The organism is Mesorhizobium sp. M2A.F.Ca.ET.042.01.1.1 (genome assembly GCF_003997405.1).
GTDB lineage: Bacteria > Pseudomonadota > Alphaproteobacteria > Rhizobiales > Rhizobiaceae > Mesorhizobium.
On sequence record NZ_RZRX01000109.1, the window covers coordinates 1 to 19,809 of the forward strand.

Consider the following 19,809-nt stretch of genomic DNA (forward strand, 5'->3'; position numbering starts at 1 on the left):
TCCTCCAGCATGCCGCGATCATTGTCGCTGGCGGCGTCGCCGGTCTGCTCGGGCTGATCCGCCTGCGGGACCGCCTCGGAAATCACATCGGCTTCGACGCTCGCGGCAATCGAGGTGGGGCCACCTTCGGACCGCTTGTCGCCCTCGTTGTCCGCTGCGTCGCCGCCGCCGGTCTCGGCGGCGGGCTCTTCAGCCGTTTCCTGGTCGGTTTCGACTTCGACGGCTTCGGCGACGATGGATGCATCCGATGCATCCGATGCGTCTTCTGGCGAGGCATCGGCAGTCACGCCGCCGGCTTCCTCGCTCCCGGCAGCCTCTGCCGTGGGCTCTTCGAGGGCTGCGGGCTCAGCCGGGCTTTCCTCGTTTTCCGAGGAAGCGTGTCTGTGCTCGCCGCGGTCACGGTTCTTGCCGCCGCGCCTGCGGTTGCGCCGGCCGCCGCGATCGCGCGCCTGCTGCTCTTCGCCGTTCTCCGCTTCCTCGTCGTCTTCGTCCTCGGCCTCCTGCGCTTCGGCGCGCAGCAGAGCCTGACGGTCGGCGACCGGAATCTGATAGTAGTCGGGATGGATTTCACTGAAGGCGAGGAAACCGTGACGGTTGCCGCCATACTCGACAAAGGCTGCCTGGAGGGAAGGTTCGACGCGGGTTACGCGGGCGAGGTAGATGTTTCCTTTGAGCTGCTTCTTGTCCTGGGATTCAAAGTCGAATTCTTCGATGCGGTTACCGCGAACGACGACAACGCGTGTTTCCTCCGGGTGGGAGGCGTCTATCAGCATCTTGTTGGGCATTATCTTGTTTCCTGCCGGCAGCCGACGGCCGCAGCTGGCGTGGCAATGCCCGCCGCTGTGCGCCTGTATCTGTGTGCATGCCGGATAATTGAATGTCCGCTAGCCGCCGCTTGAGCGCGATGGCGGTGCCGCCCGCAGCCAATATGGCGCGGTTTGATGCGGACCTTTCCATGATTGCGCTTGAAGCCATCGGCACCCAGCAGAACCTTTTGAACCAAAGCCCGGGCTGAGCCGGACCAGCTTGTTTGCTCACGAAGAGCCGGCGCGGGGCAAACCCGGCCGTTTTCCACACGCAAGCGATTCCCCCGCCACGGGAGCACGCCTGCGAAAATCGTCGCGACCACCTGAGCCTGGAAGGATAAAGGAGCCGCCTTTGCATCCGACCTTTGGCAGGAAACTGCTGAGGCGAGCGGTTCCAGGATTGCAGTGATCCAACGTCGCTTTTATGATTTGGCGGGATGGAAGGCAACCCCGATTTCGGATGCCGGCAAAAAGCGCTTCCGTTGGGGAAGGTGCCCTTCGTCTCACATCATGAAAGGCTTGGTTAACCTTCTCTGAATACCAATCGTTAATCGAATTGGCGGCCTTACGGGCACTCTGCGAGAAGACCGGGCGCAATGCGTCAAACCGGGAGCAACGGATAACAGATGGGACTGGCGGGCAGCGCGGACAAGAGGGGCGGGGCCGCGGCGCATGTCACGCGCCTGGCCTGGGCCGCCTTGATGCTGGCGCTGCTGCTTTGTTTCGCAGCCGCCGCGCGCGCCGACGGCCTGCTTGGCGCGACCGGCTACAAGATGGCCGGCGACGCCACCAAGATGCGCATCGTCGTTAATTTCGATCGCGAGCCGGACGTCAAATGGTTCTTGTTGCGCGGCCCCAATCGCCTGGTCGTCGACTTGCCGCGAACGCGATTCGCCCTGGAGGCCAAGGATGTGAAGCCGCGTGGCCTTGTGCGGGCCGTCCGTTACGGCGATCAGGGACATGGTTCGCGACTGATCCTCACCGGCAAGGGTCCTTTCGCCGTCGATAAGCTTGACGTGCTCAAGAATGACGACGGCACCGGCTATCGCATCGCCATCGACATATCGGCCGCCTCCGAACGGGAGTTCGACGAGGCGCTGGCCAACCAATCGCTGACCACCGGTTCGACGGTCTCCACCGAGAAAGGCGAGCGGGTCGGCACCGGGCCGGTCTCGGCGCCCGGTCATCGGTTCACGGTGGTGATCGATCCTGGCCATGGCGGCGTCGATGGCGGCGCCGAAAGCTCAGCCGGCACGGTCGAGAAGGACGTCACGCTCGCTTTTGCCAAGGAATTGCGCGACAAGCTGGCGGCGGTCGGCAAATACGATGTCTTCATGACGCGCGATGACGACGTCTATCTGGCGCTTGACGAGCGTGTTCGCATCGCGCGCCAGCACGAGGCCGATCTCCTGATCTCGATCCATGCCGATACGATCGCCGTCAAAGGTCTGCGCGGCGCCACGGTCTACACGCTCTCGGACAAGGCCTCCGACCCGGAAGCCCAGGCGCTCGCCGATCGCGAGAACCTGTCCGACCAGTTCGCGGGGATGAAGATCGAGGACGACAACAAGGAAGTCACCGACATCCTCATCGACCTGATCCGCCGGGAAACGCACGGCTTCTCGATGAGCTTCGCCCATACGCTGGTCGGCCAATTGTCGACCAGTGTCGGCCTGATCAACAATCCGCAACGCTCGGCCGGCTTCAAGGTGCTCAAGGCTCCGGACGTGCCGTCCGTTCTGGTCGAGCTTGGCTACCTCTCCAACAGCAAGGACGAGGCACAATTGCTCAGCGCCGACTGGCGCGGCAAGGCCGCGCAAAGCATAACCAGCGCGGTCGCCCTGTTTGCCGCTGCCAAGGCCGGAACGGCGACGGGCGGTTGATCCGCCCACGCACCCCCGAGGTCTGCAACCATAAGCGGCGTTGCATGACGACAACACCCGGCGTTATTATTCGACGACCGAGTCCTCAAATCTCGCGCTGCCGTATTTTGTCCACATGGTCGCGACATGGGTCTTTTGATTGCGGATTGGGACCGCCCCGGGAAGCTTGCGCGACTGCCGGCTTCGTTTAGGAAATTCCCGAACCTCGGACTGGAGCGGGCATGATTCGTCTCATCGGCTATTTCTTTGGCATCGGCACGACGCTGGCGTTGCTGGTGGCGGCCGGCCTTGCCATCTATATCAGCCATGTCGCGAAGGACCTGCCCGACTATGAGGTTCTGGCCAAATACGAACCGCCGGTGACGACGCGCATTCATGCCTCCGACGGCTCGCTGATGGCGGAATATGCGCGCGAGCGGCGCCTCTATCTGCCGATCCAGGCCATCCCGGACCGCGTCAAGGCCGCCTTCATGTCGGCCGAGGACAAGAACTTCTACAACCACCCCGGCATTGACGTCACCGGCCTTGGCCGCGCCATCATCGTCAACCTGCAGAACCTCGGCTCGGGCCGGCGCCAGGTCGGCGCTTCGACCATCACGCAGCAGGTGGCGAAGAACTTCCTGCTCACCTCGGACCAGACCTACGAGCGCAAGATCAAGGAGATGATACTGGCCTTCCGCATTGAGCAGGCCTATTCCAAGGACCGCATCCTCGAACTCTATCTCAACGAAATCTTCTTCGGCTTCGGTGCTTATGGCGTCGCGGGTGCCGCGCTCACCTATTTCGACAAGTCGGTCAACGAGCTGACGGTCGCGGAAGCCGCCTATCTCGCCTCGCTGCCCAAGGGCCCGAACAATTATCACCCCTTCAAGCATGCTGACCGCGCGATCGAGCGCCGCAACTGGGTCATCGACCAGATGGTCGAGAATGGCTATGTCACCAGCGAGGAGGGCGCCAAGGCCAAGGCCGAGCCGCTTGGCGTGACGCCGCGCCGCAACGGCTCCTATCTGTTTGCCGGCGAGTATTTCACCGAGGAAGTCCGCCGCCAGATCATCGCCCGCTACGGCGAGAACGCGCTCTATGAGGGCGGCTTGTCGGTGCGCACCACGCTCGACCCGAACATCCAGCTTATCGCCCGCAAGTCGCTGCAGAACGGCCTGCTCAAATACGACATGCTGCGCGGCTACCGCGGTCCGGTCACGCATATCGACATTTCCGGCGACTGGGGCGTGCCGCTCGGCAATGTGAAAGGCCTCGAGGATGTGCCGGCATGGACGCTTGCCGTCGTGCTCGACAGTTCGGCGGACGGCCTGACCATCGGCATCCAGCCGACGCGGCAGGTCTCTGGCGAACTCGTCAAGGACCGCGTCCAGGGGACCGTCAGCAAGGACGACATGGGCTTTGCCATGCGCCACTTCGTCAACGGCAAGTCCGTGAGGGCGAAGTCTCCGGCGGAGGTTCTGGAGCCCGGCGATGTCGTCTTCGTGCAGAAGAATGACGGCTCCGACAACACCTATATGCTGCGCCAGGTGCCCGAGGTCGAGGGCGGTCTCGTCGCCATGGATCCGCACACCGGCCGCGTGCTCGCCATGGTCGGCGGATTCTCCTACGCGCAGTCCGAGTTCAACCGTGCCACCCAGGCGATGCGCCAGCCCGGCTCCTCGTTCAAGCCGATCGTCTATTCGGCCGCGCTCGACAATGGTTACACGCCGGCCTCGGTGATCATGGATGGCCCGATCACCATCCAGAGCGGCAACACCACCTGGACGCCGAAGAACTATGACGGCACGGTCGCTGGCCCGGCAACCTTGCGCTCCGGCATCGAGAAGTCGCGCAACCTGATGACGGTGCGGCTCGCCAACGACATGGGCATGAAGCTGGTCGTTGAATATGCCGAGCGCTTCGGCGTCTACGATCATCTGGCGCCCTATCTGCCAATGGCCCTGGGCTCCGGCGAGACGACCGTCATGCGCATGGTCTCGGCCTATTCGATCATGGCCAACGGCGGCAAATCGATCAAACCCTCGCTGATCGACCGCATCCAGGACCGCTACGGCAAGACGGTGTTCAAGCAGGATGAGCGCGGCTGCGAGGGCTGCAACGCCGCCGAATGGAAGAACCAGCCCGAGCCGGAGCTGGTCGACAATTCCGAGCAGGTGCTCGACCCGATGACGGCCTACCAGATCACCTCGATGATGGAAGGCGTGGTCCAGCGCGGCACCGGCGCCACCATCGGCGAGCTCGGCCGCCACATCGCCGGCAAGACCGGCACCACCAATGACGAAAAGGACGCCTGGTTCATCGGCTTCACGCCGAACCTCGTCGTCGGTCTCTACATGGGCTACGACACGCCGCGCGGCCTCGGCAAGGGCGCCACGGGCGGCGGTCTCGCCGCGCCGATCTTCAAGGATTTCATGCGCGTGGCGCTGGACGGCAAGCCGAACACCGACTTCCAGGTTCCGGACGGCATGAAGCTCATCGCCATCAACCGCAAGACCGGCATGCGCGCCGCCGAAGGCGATCCCAACACCATCGTCGAGGCGTTCAAGCCCGGCACCGGTCCGGCCGACAGCTACTGGGTGATCGGCATGGGCGCGGATGGCTCCAACGGTTCGGGCGGCGCGCTGTCGCCACAAGCCAACCAGGCCATCCAGGACGGCGGCGGCGGTCTCTACTGACGTCTTGATACCGCTTGAATGGGCTGGCGGGACCGCTGGCCCATTTCGCTTTACAGGCGGCGATGCCGTGCCTATGTATCGCGCCTATTCCGAAAAGACCGAAAAGAACAGGACCGAACGAAGAGCCATGCGCGCGGAAACGCTCAACATTGTCGACGAGATCAGGCAGGCTATAACCCTGCTGAGGAGGCATCTTTGACTGGGATCAGGCTGTAAAGCGGCTTGAGTACCTGAATTCGCGCGCCGAGGATTCCAGCCTCTGGAATGATCCGATCGAAGCGCAGAAGCTGATGCGGGAGCGCCAGGAGCTGGACGACGGTATCGCCGCCGTCAAGGGGCTGACCCAGGCGCTGGAAGACAATATCGGCCTGATCGAGCTCGGCGAGGAAGAGGGCGACGACGGCATCATCGCGGAAGCGGAAGCTGCGCTGCGCTCGATGCAGGGTGAGGCGAAGGCCCGCCAGGTCGAGACGCTGCTCTCCGGCGAAGCCGACGCCAACGACACCTATCTCGAAATCCATGCCGGCGCAGGCGGCACCGAAAGCCAGGACTGGGCCTCGATGCTTCTGCGCATGTACACGCGCTGGGCCGAGCGCCGCCGCTTCAAGGTCGAGGTGCTGGAAGTCCATGACGGCGAGGAAGCGGGCATCAAGTCGGCGACCGTGCTGATCAAGGGCCACAACGCCTATGGCTGGCTGAAGACGGAATCCGGCGTCCACCGCCTGGTGCGCATCTCGCCGTATGACAGCAATGCGCGGCGCCACACCTCCTTCGCCAGCGTCTGGGTTTATCCGGTTATCGACGACTCGATCGAGATCAATGTTTCCGAATCCGACGTGCGCATCGACACCTATCGTTCCTCGGGCTCGGGCGGCCAGCACGTCAACACCACAGACTCGGCGGTCCGCATCACCCATCTCGCGACCGGCATAGCGGTTGCCTGCCAGGCCGAGCGCTCGCAGCACAAGAACCGCGCCAAGGCCTGGGAAATGCTGCGCTCGCGCCTCTACGAGGAAGAGCTGAAGAAGCGCGAGGCGGTCGCCAACGCCACGGAGGCGTCGAAGAGCGACATCGGCTGGGGCCACCAGATCCGCTCTTACGTGCTGCAGCCCTATCAGCTCGTGAAGGATCTGCGCACGGGCGTCGAAAGCACCTCGCCGTCGAGCGTGCTGGACGGCGACCTCGACGAGTTCATGGAAGCCTCGCTCTCGCATCGCATCGAGGGCGGTGCGGGCGAAGCGGTGGCGGACCTCGACTAGGATTGCCGGCGCTGGACGACGGAGGAAGCCGGTGACGCGCAAACTTACCGGAAGATGCTTCTGCGGCGCCGTTCACTATGAAGTGGCGGACGAATTCGTCTATGCCGCGAACTGTCACTGCTCCAACTGCCGGCGCACGACGGGGGCGGCGTTCAAGCCCTTCGCCGGCATCGAGCGCGGCAAGTTCCGTCTCACCGCGGGCGACGACAGGCTGCTGATTTTCGGCGACGAGAGCGGCCATGACGCGCATTGCGGCCGCTGCGGCTCGCTCGTCTATTCATTGGTCCGCGAAGGCGCCTATGTCCATGTCGCTATGGGGACGCTGATGGACGATCCAGGCATTCGCCCGAGCGCACATATCTTCGTCGGTTCAAAGGCGCCGTGGTTCACGATTACAGACGATCTGCCGCAATATCGTGAACACGCCGACGGCTGAAGGCCGGAACTTCCTTTGGAGGAACTTCGTTCTTAGGCACCCTGGGCGCAGGCCGTTGTCTGGTTCTTGCCAGCCAGGTCTGCGCATCCTTTCCGTCGCCGAAGCTTGAAACCGGCGCGTCGCCATGGCGCGCCCACTTCTTGCGCTGGCTATGGAATCAGCTCAGCATTCGAGCTGTGGGATAGAAGCATTTATGGCCGGACGCGGCATAAACTGCGACCGACGATCCGGCCACTGGGAAGACACGTTCCGGGAACGGGCAAGCTGAAACGCTTGATGCTCGAAAGGAACGTTTCGATGTCTGCTGCCACATCAAGATCGGCCCAAGCCGCTCGACCGGCTGGCCGACTGTTGTTCTCCCTCTTCGCTGTTGGAGCTGTCTCGGTGCTGACGCCGCCGGCCATCGCGCACGACGCCCAGCCGACGGCGGCCGTGCCGCAAGGCTGGAAATATCCCTTTGCCTGCTGTGCCAACTTCGATTGCAAGGAAGTGCCGCAGTCATCGATCAGCGAGCGGCCCGAAGGCTATGTCATAAAAGGCACGGGCGAGGTGGTGGCCTACAGCGACAAGCGGATCAAGAATTCGCCCGACGGCGAATACCACTGGTGCGCGCATCAGGCCGGGCTCGACGCCGGCAAGACCATCTGCCTGTTCGTCCCGCCGCCTTCTTACTAGGCGGCCAAGGTGCTGCGGAAGATGGCCAAGCGCAGGCCCGACCCCTAGCGGCAGAACATCGCCATCCCTGCCGACAGACAGTTGTCAGGACGGCTCCTTTATGTTGCCTTGCCGCAGCGGGCGCGGCGGACAATGGAGAGGTGAGTTCATGACCATCAAAGGCAGCTGCCACTGCAAGGCGACAACCTTCGAGGTTGCCGAGGCGCCGCACACGGTGACGCAATGCACATGCTCGTTCTGCTCGAAGCGCGGGTCGCTGTGGGCCTACTATGTCCCGTCGCAATTCAAGCTCACGAGCCCGCCTGAGAACGTCTCCTTCTATCGCTGGGGCTCGAAGACCGTGAAGCATGGTTTCTGCGCCATATGCGGTTGCGGCACCTTCACCGAGACCCCTGACTGGTCGACCGGAAAGCCGGATTTCGACAACCCGAAGATTAGCGTCAATTCGCGCCTGTTCGACGATTTCGACCTGGATAAGGTCGAGGTGGTGGTCATCGACGGCAAGAATTTGTGGTAGAGGCGAAGCGGGAACGGCCCGAGGGTTTTGCGGCTGCATTCCCGTTCCGTTTTTCGCCGCATTTCATGCTACAAGGCTGCGGAAGGGCTGATTTGGCGTGGCCGCAAGGGCCGCGAACTGGAGAGGGACCAATCTCATGAAGAAGACCGTGCTCGTCGTCGTGGCGACGGCTGTGCTGGTGAGCGCCTGCACCACCACCGATCCGTATACCGGCGACCAGAAGATTTCCAACACGGCGGCCGGCGCCGGCCTTGGTGCGCTGGCAGGCGCCAGCCTTGGTCTGCTCGCCGGCGGTAATGACCGCCGCAATGCGTTGATCGGCGCCGGCATCGGCGCGCTGGCCGGCGGCGCGATCGGCGCGACCATGGACCAGAACGAGGCCGAGCTTCGCCGTCAGTTGCAGGGCACCGGCGTCAGCGTCACCCGCAGCGGCGACCAGATCATCCTCAACATGCCGTCCGACATCACCTTCAACGTCGACCAGGACGCGGTGAAGCCGGGCTTTTATCCGGTGCTGAATTCCGTCGCGCTGGTGCTGAAGAAGTTCCGCCAGACCACGGTGGACGTGTTCGGCCACACCGATTCGACCGGCAGCGACGAGCATAATTTCGACCTGTCGCAGCGCCGGGCGCTCGCCGTCGCCAATTACCTGGCCGGCCAGGGCGTCGACCAGCGCCGCTTCGCCGTCACCGGCTTCGGCAAGACGCGCCCGATCGCGTCCAATGCGACGGCCGCCGGCCGCGAGCAGAACCGGCGCGTCGAAATCCAGCTGTCGCCGCTCACCTGAAAGAGCCGCGCCCAACTGCGCAGCGCCATCGAAGCAAAACGGTCCCGTAAGGGGCCGTTTTTTGTTGGCGTGTCCAAGGTGGTCAAAGGTCGTAGGACATTAGCTTGTTCTAATTGATACTTTTCAAATCCAGGGAAAGGACTACCATTCTGCTGTTCCAGAGGGGATGGGGCGGTCAAACCGGCCGCGCAATCGCATCTGCCGCCCCGGTCTTGCACGGCCAGATCAAGGGAATCTGGGAGGAATGCATGACAAGAACAACTCGCCTCGGGCGCTGCGGCGTCCTCGTTTTGACTGGCCTTTTGGGCGCATGGCTCGGAGCCGCCACGGCCCGGGCAGAGGATGCCAACAAGGCCGATATCGAAGCCCTGAAGAAATCGCTGGCCAAATATGAAGATTACACCGCCGCCATCCGCGACCTCTATCTGTCGACCGAAGGCTGCGTCTACTATGGCGGCGAGAAGATTGACGGCGCCATGTACTATCCTAAGGGCGCCATGGGCATCCATTTCGTCAATGTCCCGAGCATCGGCAAGCCGCTCGACCCGATGAAGCCCAACGTCCTGATCTACGAGCCCACGAAGAAGGGTTTGAAGTTGGTCGCCGTGGAATGGCTGGTTCCATTGACGCCGGACGTGAAGGCGGTTCCGACGCTGTTCGGCCAGAAGTTCATGGGACCGATGGAAGGGCACTACCCGCTCATCCCGCGGGAGTTCGTCCACTACGACCTGCATGCCTGGCTGTTCAGGGACAATCCGAACGGCATGTTCACCCCGACCAACCCGAAGGTGAAATGCACCAAGGCCGAGTTCCCGATGCTGGAGAAGCCGACCAAGATGATGCCTGGCCCGATGTAGGGCAGGGCGAGCAAGCAGCTTGAAAAGAAACGGCCCCGTTTTGGGACCGTTTTGATTTCTGCCTTATTGGCGGGAAGCTTTAGACCTTGGCGACAATCCGCATGAAGGCCGGCACGTCGTCGCCGAAACCGATAGTCGCGTCGTCTTCCTCGCGATGGCGCCCGGGGCGGTCGCGTTGCGGGCGGGCATCGCCGCGTTGCTCGTGACGGTTGCCCTTGCGCTCGTTTTCGGAACGGATCGCATCCTTGCGGGCGCGGCGTTCTGCGATATCGGCCACTTCGGCGACGGGCTGCTCTTCGCGCACGGTCTCGGGCGTCTCGTCGCGCTTGGCGTGGCGGTCCTTCCGGCGCTCGCCGCGATCCTTGCGGTCGTCGTCATTGCGGCCGGCGCGACGCGGCGCGCCGCGGCCGCGGCGCGGCTGCTCCTCGCCTTCGCTTTCGGTCACGGTCGATAAGTCGCCGTCATGCCATTCGATCTTGGTGCCGATCAGCCTCTCGATCGCGTCGACATATTTGGTGTCGGAGCGGGTGGCGATAGTGAAGGACTTGCCGGCGCGCCCGGCGCGGCCGGTGCGGCCGATGCGGTGGACATAGTCCTCGGCATGGATCGGCACGTCGTAGTTGAAGACATGGCTGACATCGGGAATGTCGAGGCCGCGCGCGGCGACGTCCGAGGCAACAAGATAGCGCAGCTTGCCGTCGCGGAAATTGTTGAGCATCTGCATGCGCGCCCGCTGGTCCATATCGCCATGCAGCGCGCCGGCATCGAAATCATGCTTCAACAGCGACCGGAACAGCTCCGACACTTCGACCTTGCGGTTGCAGAAGATGATGGCGTTCTTCAGGTCGGCGTCTTCGGCCTTGATCAGATTGCGCAGCGTCTCGCGCTTCTCCCAAGGCTTGTTGCCGGACTTCACCAGCCGCTGCGTGATGCTGGTCGCGGTGGAGGCGGCCTTGGAGACCTCGACGCGCACCGGCGCGTGCAGGAACTTCTCGGTCAGCTTGGTGATCTCCGGCGGCATCGTCGCCGAGAAGAACAGCGTCTGGCGCGTGAACGGGATCATCTCGCAAATGCGCTCGATGTCGGGAATGAAGCCCATGTCGAGCATGCGGTCGGCCTCGTCGATGACGAGGATCTCGACGCCGTTGAGCAGAAGCTTGCCGCGCTCGCGATGGTCGAGCAGGCGGCCAGGTGTCGCGATCAGCACATCGGCGCCGCGCTCGAGCTTCTTGTCCTGCTCGTCGAAGGAGACGCCGCCGATCAGAAGCGCGATGTTGAGCTTGTGGTTCTTGCCGTATTTGATGAAGTTTTCCTCGACCTGCGCGGCGAGCTCACGGGTCGGCTCGAGGATCAGCGTGCGTGGCATGCGCGCGCGGGCGCGACCCTTTTCCAATCGCGTCAGCATCGGAAGCACGAAGGAAGCTGTTTTGCCGGTGCCGGTCTGGGCGATGCCCAACACATCCTTGCCGAGCAGCGCATGCGGGATGGCGCCGGCCTGGATCGGAGTCGGCTTGGTGTAGCCGGCATCTGAGACTGCGGAGAGGACCTTGGGCGAAAGGCCAAGGTCTGAAAATGTCAACGCTTCTTGAACGGTCTGGGTGTCTGAGGACAAGTGTTTGTTGTCTTTGGCTGGTTCGGGAAATCGCAACGCGTGTTGCGGCAGGCGCCGCGCGCCTGCAAGATCGCGGTTGCAGTTAGGCGCAAGTCCGCGATTTGTCAACACAAACAGCCGGAAATCCCGGTGATTGTGAAGACGTAACCTTAATCGCGATGCTTAATCGAACAGTAATCGTTGCGCCGGCTCAGTAGCGGAACTGCTCGGCAAGGATGCGTTCGTTCCAGGAATGGTTCGGATCGAACAGCAAAGTCGCCGTAGCCGTCGGCGATTCCCGCACGGTGACGGAAGCCACGGCCTTGACTTCGGTGTGGTCCGCGGCGGCATTCACCGGGCGCTTTTCGGCTTCCAATATGTCGAAACGCACCGTCGCCTTGTTGGACAGCAGCGCCCCGCGCCAGCGGCGCGGCCGGAAAGGACTGACCGGCGTCAATGCCAGGAGCGGCGCATCGAGCGGCAGGATCGGCCCGTGCGCCGACAGATTGTAGGCCGTCGAGCCGGCGGGGGTGGCGATCATGACGCCGTCGCAGTTCAACTCCTCCAACCGCACCTGGCCGTCGACAGTGATGCGGATCTTCGCGGTCTGGTAGGACTGGCGCCACAGCGCCACTTCGTTGATGGCCGGCGCCGATACGGATTCGCCGTCATGCGTCACGGCGACCATTTCCAGCGGCCGGATCGTCTCGGCAACGGCGTTGGCGATGCGCTCCTCGAGACCGCCGGCGCGATATTCATTCATCAGGAAACCGATGGTGCCACGGTTCATGCCGTAGACCTTCTTGCCCGTGCTCATCGTCTCGCGCAGCGTCTGCAGTAAAAAACCGTCGCCGCCGAGCGCGATGATGATCTCGGCCTCAGCGACAGGCACGTGCCCATAGCGCGCCGACAGGCTTTCCCGCGCGGCGAGGGCGTCGTCGGTGTCGGAAGAGACGAAGGCGAAACGGCTGGCGGCTTTGCTCATGGCTCCCGGAGGGCGACCGTCTGCGGGGCCGCGCCGGCGACGGCGTAGCATGCGCCGCCCATATCTGTGAAGGGCGGCGTGCCGGCTGGCGGGTCACACCCGCAGTCGCGCTTCGTGACCGGCGCGACATGAATGTGATGGCCGCAATGGTTAAGAGGAGGCTTAAACACTCGTAAAGCCGGATCGATCATGTTAGCCGACAGTGGATGGGTTGGCGGGGGCTGGCCAGTCGAGAGACCTGTCTATTGCCGGTAACGCGTCTGATCATAGTCTTCCTGATGATGGGAAGTTTCGCGCTTATGTTCGCCGAACTCGTGCGTCATTCGGAAGAGACGAGCCAGCGGCCGCAGCCGACAGTTTCCCGTTGCGGTGACGCCACGGGAACGCCTTGCCCGCAACGGGCGCTGTAGGCTTTCACTTTTCCGCTCGCTCAACCGCCCTGCAGGTGGCAGCCCGCCTTGCGCTTGCCGGCGACATAGTCGTCGATGAGTTGCCGGTAGCGCACCTTGCCGAAGCTTGGGAAATGGCCGCCATGCACGACCGACACGTCCAGGTTGCGCATGGCGAGCAGCGTCCCGACATAGTCCTCGGTATTTGAGTGGTAGACGTCGTCGATCAGCGGCCCGTCATAGACGATGTCGCCGGACAAGAGGATGCCGGTCTTCTTCTCGTAAAGCGCGATGCCGCCCGGCGAATGTCCGGGCGTGTGGATGACCTCGAAGGCGCGGTCGCCGAGATCGACGATGTCGCCATGTTCGAGCAGCCGGCCGGCCGGTGCGGGCGGGATGCGATAGCGCGCCGTATCCCAGCCTTCCGGTGTGCCGTCGAACATCTCCTCATTGGCGTAGCGGTCGGCGACCGTCCATTCGTTGCGCGGATCGGCAAGGATTGCCGCCTCGGTCGAATGCACGCAGCGGTCCGGGAACTCGTGGTGGCAGCCGATATGGTCGAAATGCGTGTGGCTGGCGACGCAGGTGAGCTTGCGCTCGCTGACAAGCGGCACATGGCTTCTCAGGCTGAAATGGCCAAGGCCGGTGTCGAACAACAGGTCGCGGTCGCGCCCCCGCACATGCCAGATGTTGCAGCGGAAGAACGGCTTGATCCATGGTTCATGGATAAGCGTGATGTCGTCGCCCATGCGGATGGTTTCGTACCAGTCCGGAGCCTCGATGACCGGAAGCGTGCTCATGGATCAGTCCGCCAGCAGGATGATGTCTTGAGCGTTGCACGAAATCGCTATCGTGTCGCCTGCCTGAACGGTGGCGGAAGCGGAAGCCTTGGCGATGAACTGCAGTGCCGGATCCAGCGTCGACGTGGCAAGCACGCGCTTGAAACTGCCCTGGAAGACGACATCGCCGACCTTGCCGGCGCCGAGTGCGACATCGCCTTTCGCTTCGCCGAGAACCAGATGCTCCGGCCGGATGGCGAGCACGACCGTGGCGCCGGCAGTCGATGCGCCGGGCAACGAGACCGGCCCGACCGCCGTCGAGACGGTGACGATCCCGTTCTCCGCTTCGATCACGGTGCCGGCAAGAATGGTGCTTTCGCCCATGAAGGTGGCGGAGAAGCGGGTTTTCGGCCGCGCATAGACGCGCTCGGGCGGGCCTTCATCCTCGATGCGGCCGTCATTCATCACCACGCAATGATCGGCCAGCGCCATCGCTTCTTCCTGGTCGTGCGTGACATGGACGAAGGCGGTGCCGACGCTCTTCTGGATCGCTTTCAGCTCGTCCTGCATCTGCCGCCGCAGCTTGAGATCCAGCGCGCCGAGCGGCTCGTCGAGCAAAAGCACCGCCGGTTCGATGACCAGCGCACGGGCCAGCGCCACGCGCTGGCGCTGGCCGCCCGAGAGCTGATGCGGCTTCTTGTCGAAGGCGGCCGCCAGCCCGACGAGGGCAAGCGCATCGCGCGCCTTCGCCGCCCGGGTCGCGCCGTCGACACCCTGCATGCGCAAGCCGAAACCGACATTGCCGCCGACGCTCATATGCGGAAACAGCGCATAATCCTGGAACACGGTGGTCGTCGGGCGCTTGGCCGGCGGCACGGCGGTGCAGTCCGCGCCGCGGATGAACACCTTGCCTTCGCTGGGCGTGACGAAGCCGCCAAGGATCGACAGCAGCGTCGTCTTGCCGGAACCCGACGGCCCAAGCAGGATCGTGTAGCTGCCGGGCTCGATCGCCAGCGAGACATTCTTCAGCACCGGCAACTGGCCGAAGCGGTGCGAGACGTTGCGGATGTCGACCAGGGGCGCGCTCATGCTGGCTTTCTCCGCAGCAGCGTCAGTTCGAAAAACACCACCAGCACGATGGAGACGGCAAAGACCAGTGAGCCGACGGCATTGGTCTTGGGGTTGAGGCCGGAGCGCAGCAGGTTCCAGATCTCCACGGGCAGCGTCGTCTCGAAGCGGGTGAGCAGGAAGGAGATGACGAACTCGTCCCAGGAGAACGTCATCGACAGGAAGAAGCCGGCGAAGATCGCCGGCGCCATCACCGGTACGGTGATCAGGAGCAGCACCTTCCATTCGGCGGCGCCGAGGTCGCGCGCGGCGCGCTCGATGTTGATCTGGTGGTCGCCCATCTGGCTGTAGATGATGGCGAAGCAGAGCGGCAGGTTGATCACCACATGGCCGATGCCGGCCGCAAGCAGCGATTTCGGCACACCGGCCCAGTTGAACAGCACCAGCAGGCCCATGCCGATGATGAGGTAGCTGACGGTGAGCGGTAGCGTGATCAGCCCGCGCAGCAAGGCCGAGCCCGGCAGGGCGAAGCGCGCGAAACCCCAGGCTGACAGAAATCCGAGCGTGACCGATGCGAGCGAGGACAGCACCGCCACCAGCAGCGAATTGACCAGCGCTGAGGTGAGCCTCGCGTCTGAAAGCACCGCCTGGTACCAGCGCAGCGACGGGCCGGTGAAAGGCGGTATAGGGAAGGAGGTGGCCTGCAGCGAGAACAGCACCAGCACCACCACCGGCAGGAAGATGAAGCCGTAGACGGCTATGGCATAGAGCCAGGCGGCGAGGCGGACGGCGGTGCGCATCCTCAGGCCCGCTCGATCTTCAGCCAGCGCGCGCAGGCGAGATAGGCGATGGTGACGACAGCCATCAGGATGATCGACAGCGCGGAGGCCAGCGGAAAGTCTCCGCGCCGGCCGATCTGCATCATGACCAGCTGCGGCATGACCAGCTCGTTGTTGCCGCCAAGAATCTGCGGCGTGATGTAGTCGCCGATGCAGAGCACGAAGGTGAGGAAGGCGCCGACCATGATGCCGGGCAAGGTGAGCGGCAGCACGACATGCAGGAAAGTCCGCACCGGCCCGGCGCCGAGATCGGCGGCAGCCTTGCGGTAGCTCGGGCTGAGCTGCTTCAGATTGGCGAAGATCGTCAGCGTCAACAGCATGACGAAGAAATGCACGAAGCCGATGACGGTGGCGAAACGCGTGTTGGCGAGTTGCAGCGGCTCGGCGATGAGGCCGATGCCGGTCAACACCCGGTTGATGACGCCGTTCTGCGCCAGCACCAGCAGCCAGGAGTAGGAGCGCACGACATAGGACGTCCAGAACGGCAGCACGGCCAGCATAAGCGCCAGCCGCTGCCAGCGCTCCGGGACCATTTCCGCGAGGATCCAGGCGAAGGGATAGGCGAGCAGGATGGAGATTACGGTGACGACGGCGGTGACCTGCAGCGAGTTCACCATCGCCCGCCAATAGGACGGATCAGTGAAGAACTGGCTGTAATTGGCCAAGGTGAAGCCGCCGCCTTCATGCGCGGTGAGGCTGGAAAACCCCATGGCGATGAAGGGCAGCACGAAGAACGCACACGTCCACGCCAGCGCCGGCGTGACCAGCACCCAGGGCAGGGCACGCGAGTTGCTTCCAGAAACGCTCATCGGCCGATTTACTGCGCCTGCAGCATTTCGGTCCACATGTCCTGCATCTTCTTGTCGAGGTCGGCGTTCGGCGCCGGATAGGCCTGGGCGCGGGCGAGGAACCCGGGCTGCTCGTCAAAGCGCAGGATCTTCTTCTGCTCGTCGGTCAGCGCCGCCTTGGTGTTCGCAGGCATGCCCCAGTAGCAGGACGAGGTGGCGAGCCGAGCCTGGCCCTCCGGGCTCATGATGTACTGGATGAATTTCAGCGCCATGTCCTTGTTCTTGGAATCCTTGAACATGGCGAGCGACTGCGACCACAGCACCGCGCCTTCCTTCGGGATCGAGAAGTCGAGCGCCGGATTTTCCTTGGCAAGGCCGGCCGTGACCCATTCGCCGCCGCCGACAAGAACGTCCACCTCGCCGGTGGCCAATGCGGTCTGGCTGGCGGTGACCTCGCCGACCAGCTTGGCATTGGCCTTCATCTTGAGGAGCTCGGCCTTCAGCGCCGGAAGGTCGGCCTCGGTGAGATCGGCGGTCTTCTTGCCGATCGCCAAAGCAGCCATGCCGATCACCGGCAGGTAGTAATCGTAGATCGCGAGCTTGCCCTGGTATTTGTCGCTGGTGAGCGAGGCCAGCGACTGCATGTCGGCCGGGTCGACCTTGGTCTTGTTGAAGCCGATCGTGTTGTAGCCGAATTTTTCGGTGATGCCGTAGCGCTTGCCGTCGACGATGGTCGACTTGTCCATCTTCACCTCCGGGAAGAGGTCGACGAAGGGCAATTTGTCCTCGGGCAGCGGCTCGAACAGGCCCTTTTCGACGCCGCGCGGCACGTCGATGGAATCGATCACCATCACGTCCCAGTCGCCGGGCTGCGACTGATCGACGATAGCCAGCCCGGCGCCAGTGCCCTCGAATTCCTTGACGTTGACCTTGACGTCGTTGGCCTTCTCGAATGGTTCGAGCAGCGCCGGATCGGAATGATCGCACCAGATCAGCGCGTTGAGATCGGCGGCCTTGGCGCCGCCCGTGGCGATCAGCAGCGCCGCGGCCGCGCAAGCACCTGTGAGATGGGACTTCAGGGTGGAAAGCGGATTCCGAGCGGTCATCGAGTGTTCTCCCTGCCTTGCTGGCTTGTTGGAAGAAAAGTTGAACCAATTCTAAAATTGAGTCAATTATGATTTTGTGGCAGAGAGGCCGATATGAGCGGATTACGCGAACGGCAGAAGGCGGACCGGCACCGCCGCATCATCGATGCGGCCACCGCGCTGTTTCGCGAGGCCGGCTATGAAGGCGCCAAGATCGAGACGATCGCGGCGCAGGCCGAGGTCTCGATCGGCACCATCTACAATTACTACCAGAACAAGGGCGACATCCTCGGCGCCATCGTGTCGATGGAAGTCAACGAGGTGCTGAATGCCGGGCGAGGCGTGGTCGCCAGCCCGCCGGCCAATGTCGGCGACGCGCTCGACACGCTGATCGGCATCTATATCGAGCACTCGCTGAACTATCTCAGCAAGGAAATGTGGCGCCAGGCGATGGCGATCTCGACGCAACTGCCCGACAGCCCCTTCGGCCAGACCTACACCGCGCTCGACCGCGAGCTGACAAGGCAGATCAGCGCGCTGATCGCCCGCCTGCAGGAACTCGGCCTTGTGCGCCCGGACATCGACGGCCCGGCGGTGGGGGAGCTGATCTTCAACAACATGAACATGATGTTCATCGAGTTCGTGAAGCGCGACGAGGCGAGGATACCGGAACTGAGGGCGGCGATACGGAGGCAGAACCGGGTGCTGGTGGCGGCGATTGGCGTGTGAGGGCGCAGCAATTACGATTGTTGTGCGAATTTGCGTTAGTTTCTCTGAATTCCATCTATGTAAGCATCTTTCAGGGACAATCGTCGTCCCTTGGTTTGCCGTCCGCCTATCTTCCACAGAATCCTCGACCTCAAGAAGTCGAGATGCCTTTCCTGCAGGCGCTTTAGTGCTCCGCTTTGATCCATTCGATGCTTCATTTTTGGAAAAATCGAGCCGCCGTCGGCTGAACTTGCCGATTGAATGGACCTCCAGTCTCGCTATCCAAGTCATGAAAGGTTGGTCGGCAGGTTGGCCTTCCAATCGAAAAATATAACTGTGACGCAAACTCCAAAGATGTTGCGAAACAAATAAAAGAAAACAAATATCCAATCATAGAGCCTTTGATTCGCGAATGCGGACATCGATTATCGGTGCAACTGCAAAGGGGGAATTATGCCGACAGCGCTAAGTAGAAGGCAAACTGAAGCTTTAATGAATAAGATTATCAAAGAGAGGGATCAGAAACGCGCCAAAGGAGACGTGAGGGACGAAGACGATAATGTTGTCGTACTTGAGCGCTTAAAGGTAGTGTTGAATGGGTGCATATCTTATCGCGGGCCACGAACTAAGCCGGTCTGTAAGAACATGACCCCGGAAGAGTGCCACACTGCGGACTTGAGGCTGAAAGAGAAGGATGCAAACTTCTATGCTAAAATGCTAGAAAATCCCTGTGAGAAATAGGGGGCCAGAGATGCTTTGTCATTCCTGGCATACGACCACATTGGTCAGCTGTACTGCCTTTTGGCTTGCTGGGTGCGGTGTACCTAGATTTGATATTCCAAATTATCAGGGCGCTCCAACTGTTGCTGTTATTGTCAGCCGGGTGAGGTGCGAATTGACGGATCTTGTAAAACCTGGGGCATATACACGCGAAGAACTTCTGGGAAACAATTATGAAGTGGGCGTACAGCTCTATCTTGATGTCAACAATTCAGGCGAGCTGGCTCCGTCCTTCAACTTCCCTCAAACTCCTACCCTTGCCTACAACCTTGGTGCAAAGCTCGCCAAGTCGCGTGAGCAGAATTTTACGCTCAATTTGTATTACTCGATGAACCAGCTTGCGGCAGATTGGGATCAAGCGGTAAGGGATGCGAAAGCGGAGGGGAAGAATGAACCGGACGTTTACGGCAAGTGTCCGTCGCCACTGGTGACAAACTTGGCAGGGCAACTGGGGATAAAGGAGTCGGCTGAACTCGCGTTTACGTCTCCTGATCGCAATCCAACGCAGGGCCTATCGGGTACCTCGGGCCAATTCGGCGGATTTGTATCCTTTGTTGTCACCAAGAACCTCAATGCCGTCGGCCCAACTTGGACGCTTCAGCACTTCAAGGGACCAGGTAATCTAGGAACGCTGTCCTCGGTAAATACCGACAAGATTACCTTTGGTTTTGCACCGGGCAAGGTGAAGGAGGTATTCAAGGGAGAAGTGACGAGCGATCGGGTCAAGGCTCTCCTCCTGCAATTGAACCTTAACCAGATACAGGCGCGGTGATAGACGGTGAGAGCCTTGCCATATTAGCGAAGGGTGGTGCCCCCGGCAGGGATCGGGAGGGTTCTGGAAGCCTTGCGCAGCAAGGGTTTCCTCTACGATCTCTGTACCGAAATGTACCGTCCTATGT

The 19,809-nt window shown here is 62.2% G+C and carries 18 protein-coding genes and 1 pseudogene; 11 read left to right on the top strand and 8 right to left on the bottom strand.

The window, feature by feature from the left end:
- Positions 1–785: pseudogene (locus EOA23_RS17790) on the bottom strand (S1 RNA-binding domain-containing protein); the annotation flags it as partial.
- 92 nt (positions 786–877) lie between these two features.
- On the opposite strand from EOA23_RS17790, the gene EOA23_RS35715 reads away from it, so the two are divergent.
- The 9 genes from EOA23_RS35715 to EOA23_RS17830 all read left to right on the top strand — a co-directional run bounded on the left by EOA23_RS35715 (position 878) and on the right by EOA23_RS17830 (position 9,898).
- Positions 878–1,015, top strand: a complete 138-nt coding sequence (locus EOA23_RS35715) for a hypothetical protein (protein WP_189341632.1) — start codon at positions 878–880, stop codon at positions 1,013–1,015.
- A gap of 417 nt (positions 1,016–1,432) precedes the next feature.
- Entirely contained in the window at positions 1,433–2,689 is a 1,257-nt protein-coding gene (locus EOA23_RS17795; RefSeq protein WP_127305093.1) for an N-acetylmuramoyl-L-alanine amidase, read from the top strand.
- 221 nt (positions 2,690–2,910) lie between these two features.
- The gene (locus EOA23_RS17800; protein WP_127305094.1) at positions 2,911–5,367 is read left to right on the top strand and encodes a penicillin-binding protein 1A; all 2,457 of its coding nucleotides are present in this window, start codon (positions 2,911–2,913) and stop codon (positions 5,365–5,367) included.
- 127 nt (positions 5,368–5,494) lie between these two features.
- Positions 5,495–6,626 (top strand): peptide chain release factor 2 gene (prfB, locus tag EOA23_RS17805; RefSeq protein WP_127305095.1). Its coding sequence is split into 2 segments (ribosomal slippage): positions 5,495–5,560 and positions 5,562–6,626, totalling 1,131 coding nucleotides; the frame shifts between segments, so codons are not numbered across the junction.
- Between the two features lie 31 nt (positions 6,627–6,657).
- Complete coding sequence (locus EOA23_RS17810) at positions 6,658–7,062, top strand: GFA family protein (protein WP_127305096.1); 405 nt, start codon at positions 6,658–6,660, stop codon at positions 7,060–7,062.
- A gap of 297 nt (positions 7,063–7,359) precedes the next feature.
- A complete protein-coding gene (locus EOA23_RS17815) occupies positions 7,360–7,737 on the top strand; it encodes a hypothetical protein (RefSeq protein WP_126064673.1) in 378 nt (125 codons plus the stop codon).
- A gap of 148 nt (positions 7,738–7,885) precedes the next feature.
- Positions 7,886–8,254 (top strand): GFA family protein, encoded by a 369-nt coding sequence (locus EOA23_RS17820; RefSeq protein ID WP_127305097.1) that lies wholly within the window; start codon positions 7,886–7,888, stop codon positions 8,252–8,254.
- A gap of 136 nt (positions 8,255–8,390) precedes the next feature.
- Positions 8,391–9,041 carry an OmpA family protein gene (locus EOA23_RS17825; protein ID WP_126061063.1) on the top strand — a complete coding sequence of 217 codons (651 nt, stop codon included), beginning with the start codon at positions 8,391–8,393 and terminating at the stop codon, positions 9,039–9,041.
- 248 nt (positions 9,042–9,289) lie between these two features.
- Positions 9,290–9,898 (top strand): hypothetical protein, encoded by a 609-nt coding sequence (locus EOA23_RS17830; protein ID WP_126061062.1) that lies wholly within the window; start codon positions 9,290–9,292, stop codon positions 9,896–9,898.
- A gap of 79 nt (positions 9,899–9,977) precedes the next feature.
- Here the strand turns inward: EOA23_RS17830 and EOA23_RS17835 are convergent, their stop codons facing one another.
- The 7 genes from EOA23_RS17835 to EOA23_RS17870 all read right to left on the bottom strand — a co-directional run bounded on the left by EOA23_RS17835 (position 9,978) and on the right by EOA23_RS17870 (position 17,443).
- Positions 9,978–11,510 (bottom strand): DEAD/DEAH box helicase, encoded by a 1,533-nt coding sequence (locus EOA23_RS17835; protein ID WP_189341633.1) that lies wholly within the window; start codon positions 11,508–11,510, stop codon positions 9,978–9,980.
- Positions 11,511–11,700: 190 nt separating this feature from the next.
- Entirely contained in the window at positions 11,701–12,474 is a 774-nt protein-coding gene (locus EOA23_RS17840) for an NAD kinase (RefSeq protein ID WP_127305099.1), read from the bottom strand.
- 430 nt (positions 12,475–12,904) lie between these two features.
- On the bottom strand, positions 12,905–13,663 hold the full coding sequence (locus EOA23_RS17850; RefSeq protein ID WP_127305101.1) for an MBL fold metallo-hydrolase: 759 nt from the start codon (positions 13,661–13,663) through the stop codon (positions 12,905–12,907).
- 3 nt (positions 13,664–13,666) lie between these two features.
- Positions 13,667–14,731: an ABC transporter ATP-binding protein gene (locus EOA23_RS17855; RefSeq protein ID WP_127305102.1), complete on the bottom strand. Its 1,065-nt coding sequence runs from the start codon at positions 14,729–14,731 to the stop codon at positions 13,667–13,669.
- The gene (locus EOA23_RS17860; RefSeq protein WP_127305103.1) at positions 14,728–15,510 is read right to left on the bottom strand and encodes an ABC transporter permease; all 783 of its coding nucleotides are present in this window, start codon (positions 15,508–15,510) and stop codon (positions 14,728–14,730) included. Before EOA23_RS17860 ends, EOA23_RS17855 begins: the two co-directional genes overlap by 4 nt.
- A gap of 2 nt (positions 15,511–15,512) precedes the next feature.
- Entirely contained in the window at positions 15,513–16,358 is an 846-nt protein-coding gene (locus tag EOA23_RS17865) for an ABC transporter permease (protein WP_127305104.1), read from the bottom strand.
- A gap of 8 nt (positions 16,359–16,366) precedes the next feature.
- Positions 16,367–17,443 carry a spermidine/putrescine ABC transporter substrate-binding protein gene (locus EOA23_RS17870; RefSeq protein WP_127305105.1) on the bottom strand — a complete coding sequence of 359 codons (1,077 nt, stop codon included), beginning with the start codon at positions 17,441–17,443 and terminating at the stop codon, positions 16,367–16,369.
- Between the two features lie 93 nt (positions 17,444–17,536).
- Here EOA23_RS17870 and EOA23_RS17875 point away from each other — a divergent pair, with 93 nt between their 5' ends.
- Positions 17,537–18,151: a TetR/AcrR family transcriptional regulator gene (locus tag EOA23_RS17875; RefSeq protein ID WP_127305106.1), complete on the top strand. Its 615-nt coding sequence runs from the start codon at positions 17,537–17,539 to the stop codon at positions 18,149–18,151.
- Between the two features lie 874 nt (positions 18,152–19,025).
- Positions 19,026–19,682, top strand: coding sequence for a hypothetical protein (locus EOA23_RS17880; protein WP_127305107.1), 657 nt, complete (start codon positions 19,026–19,028; stop codon positions 19,680–19,682).
- Positions 19,683–19,809 lie beyond the last annotated feature (127 nt).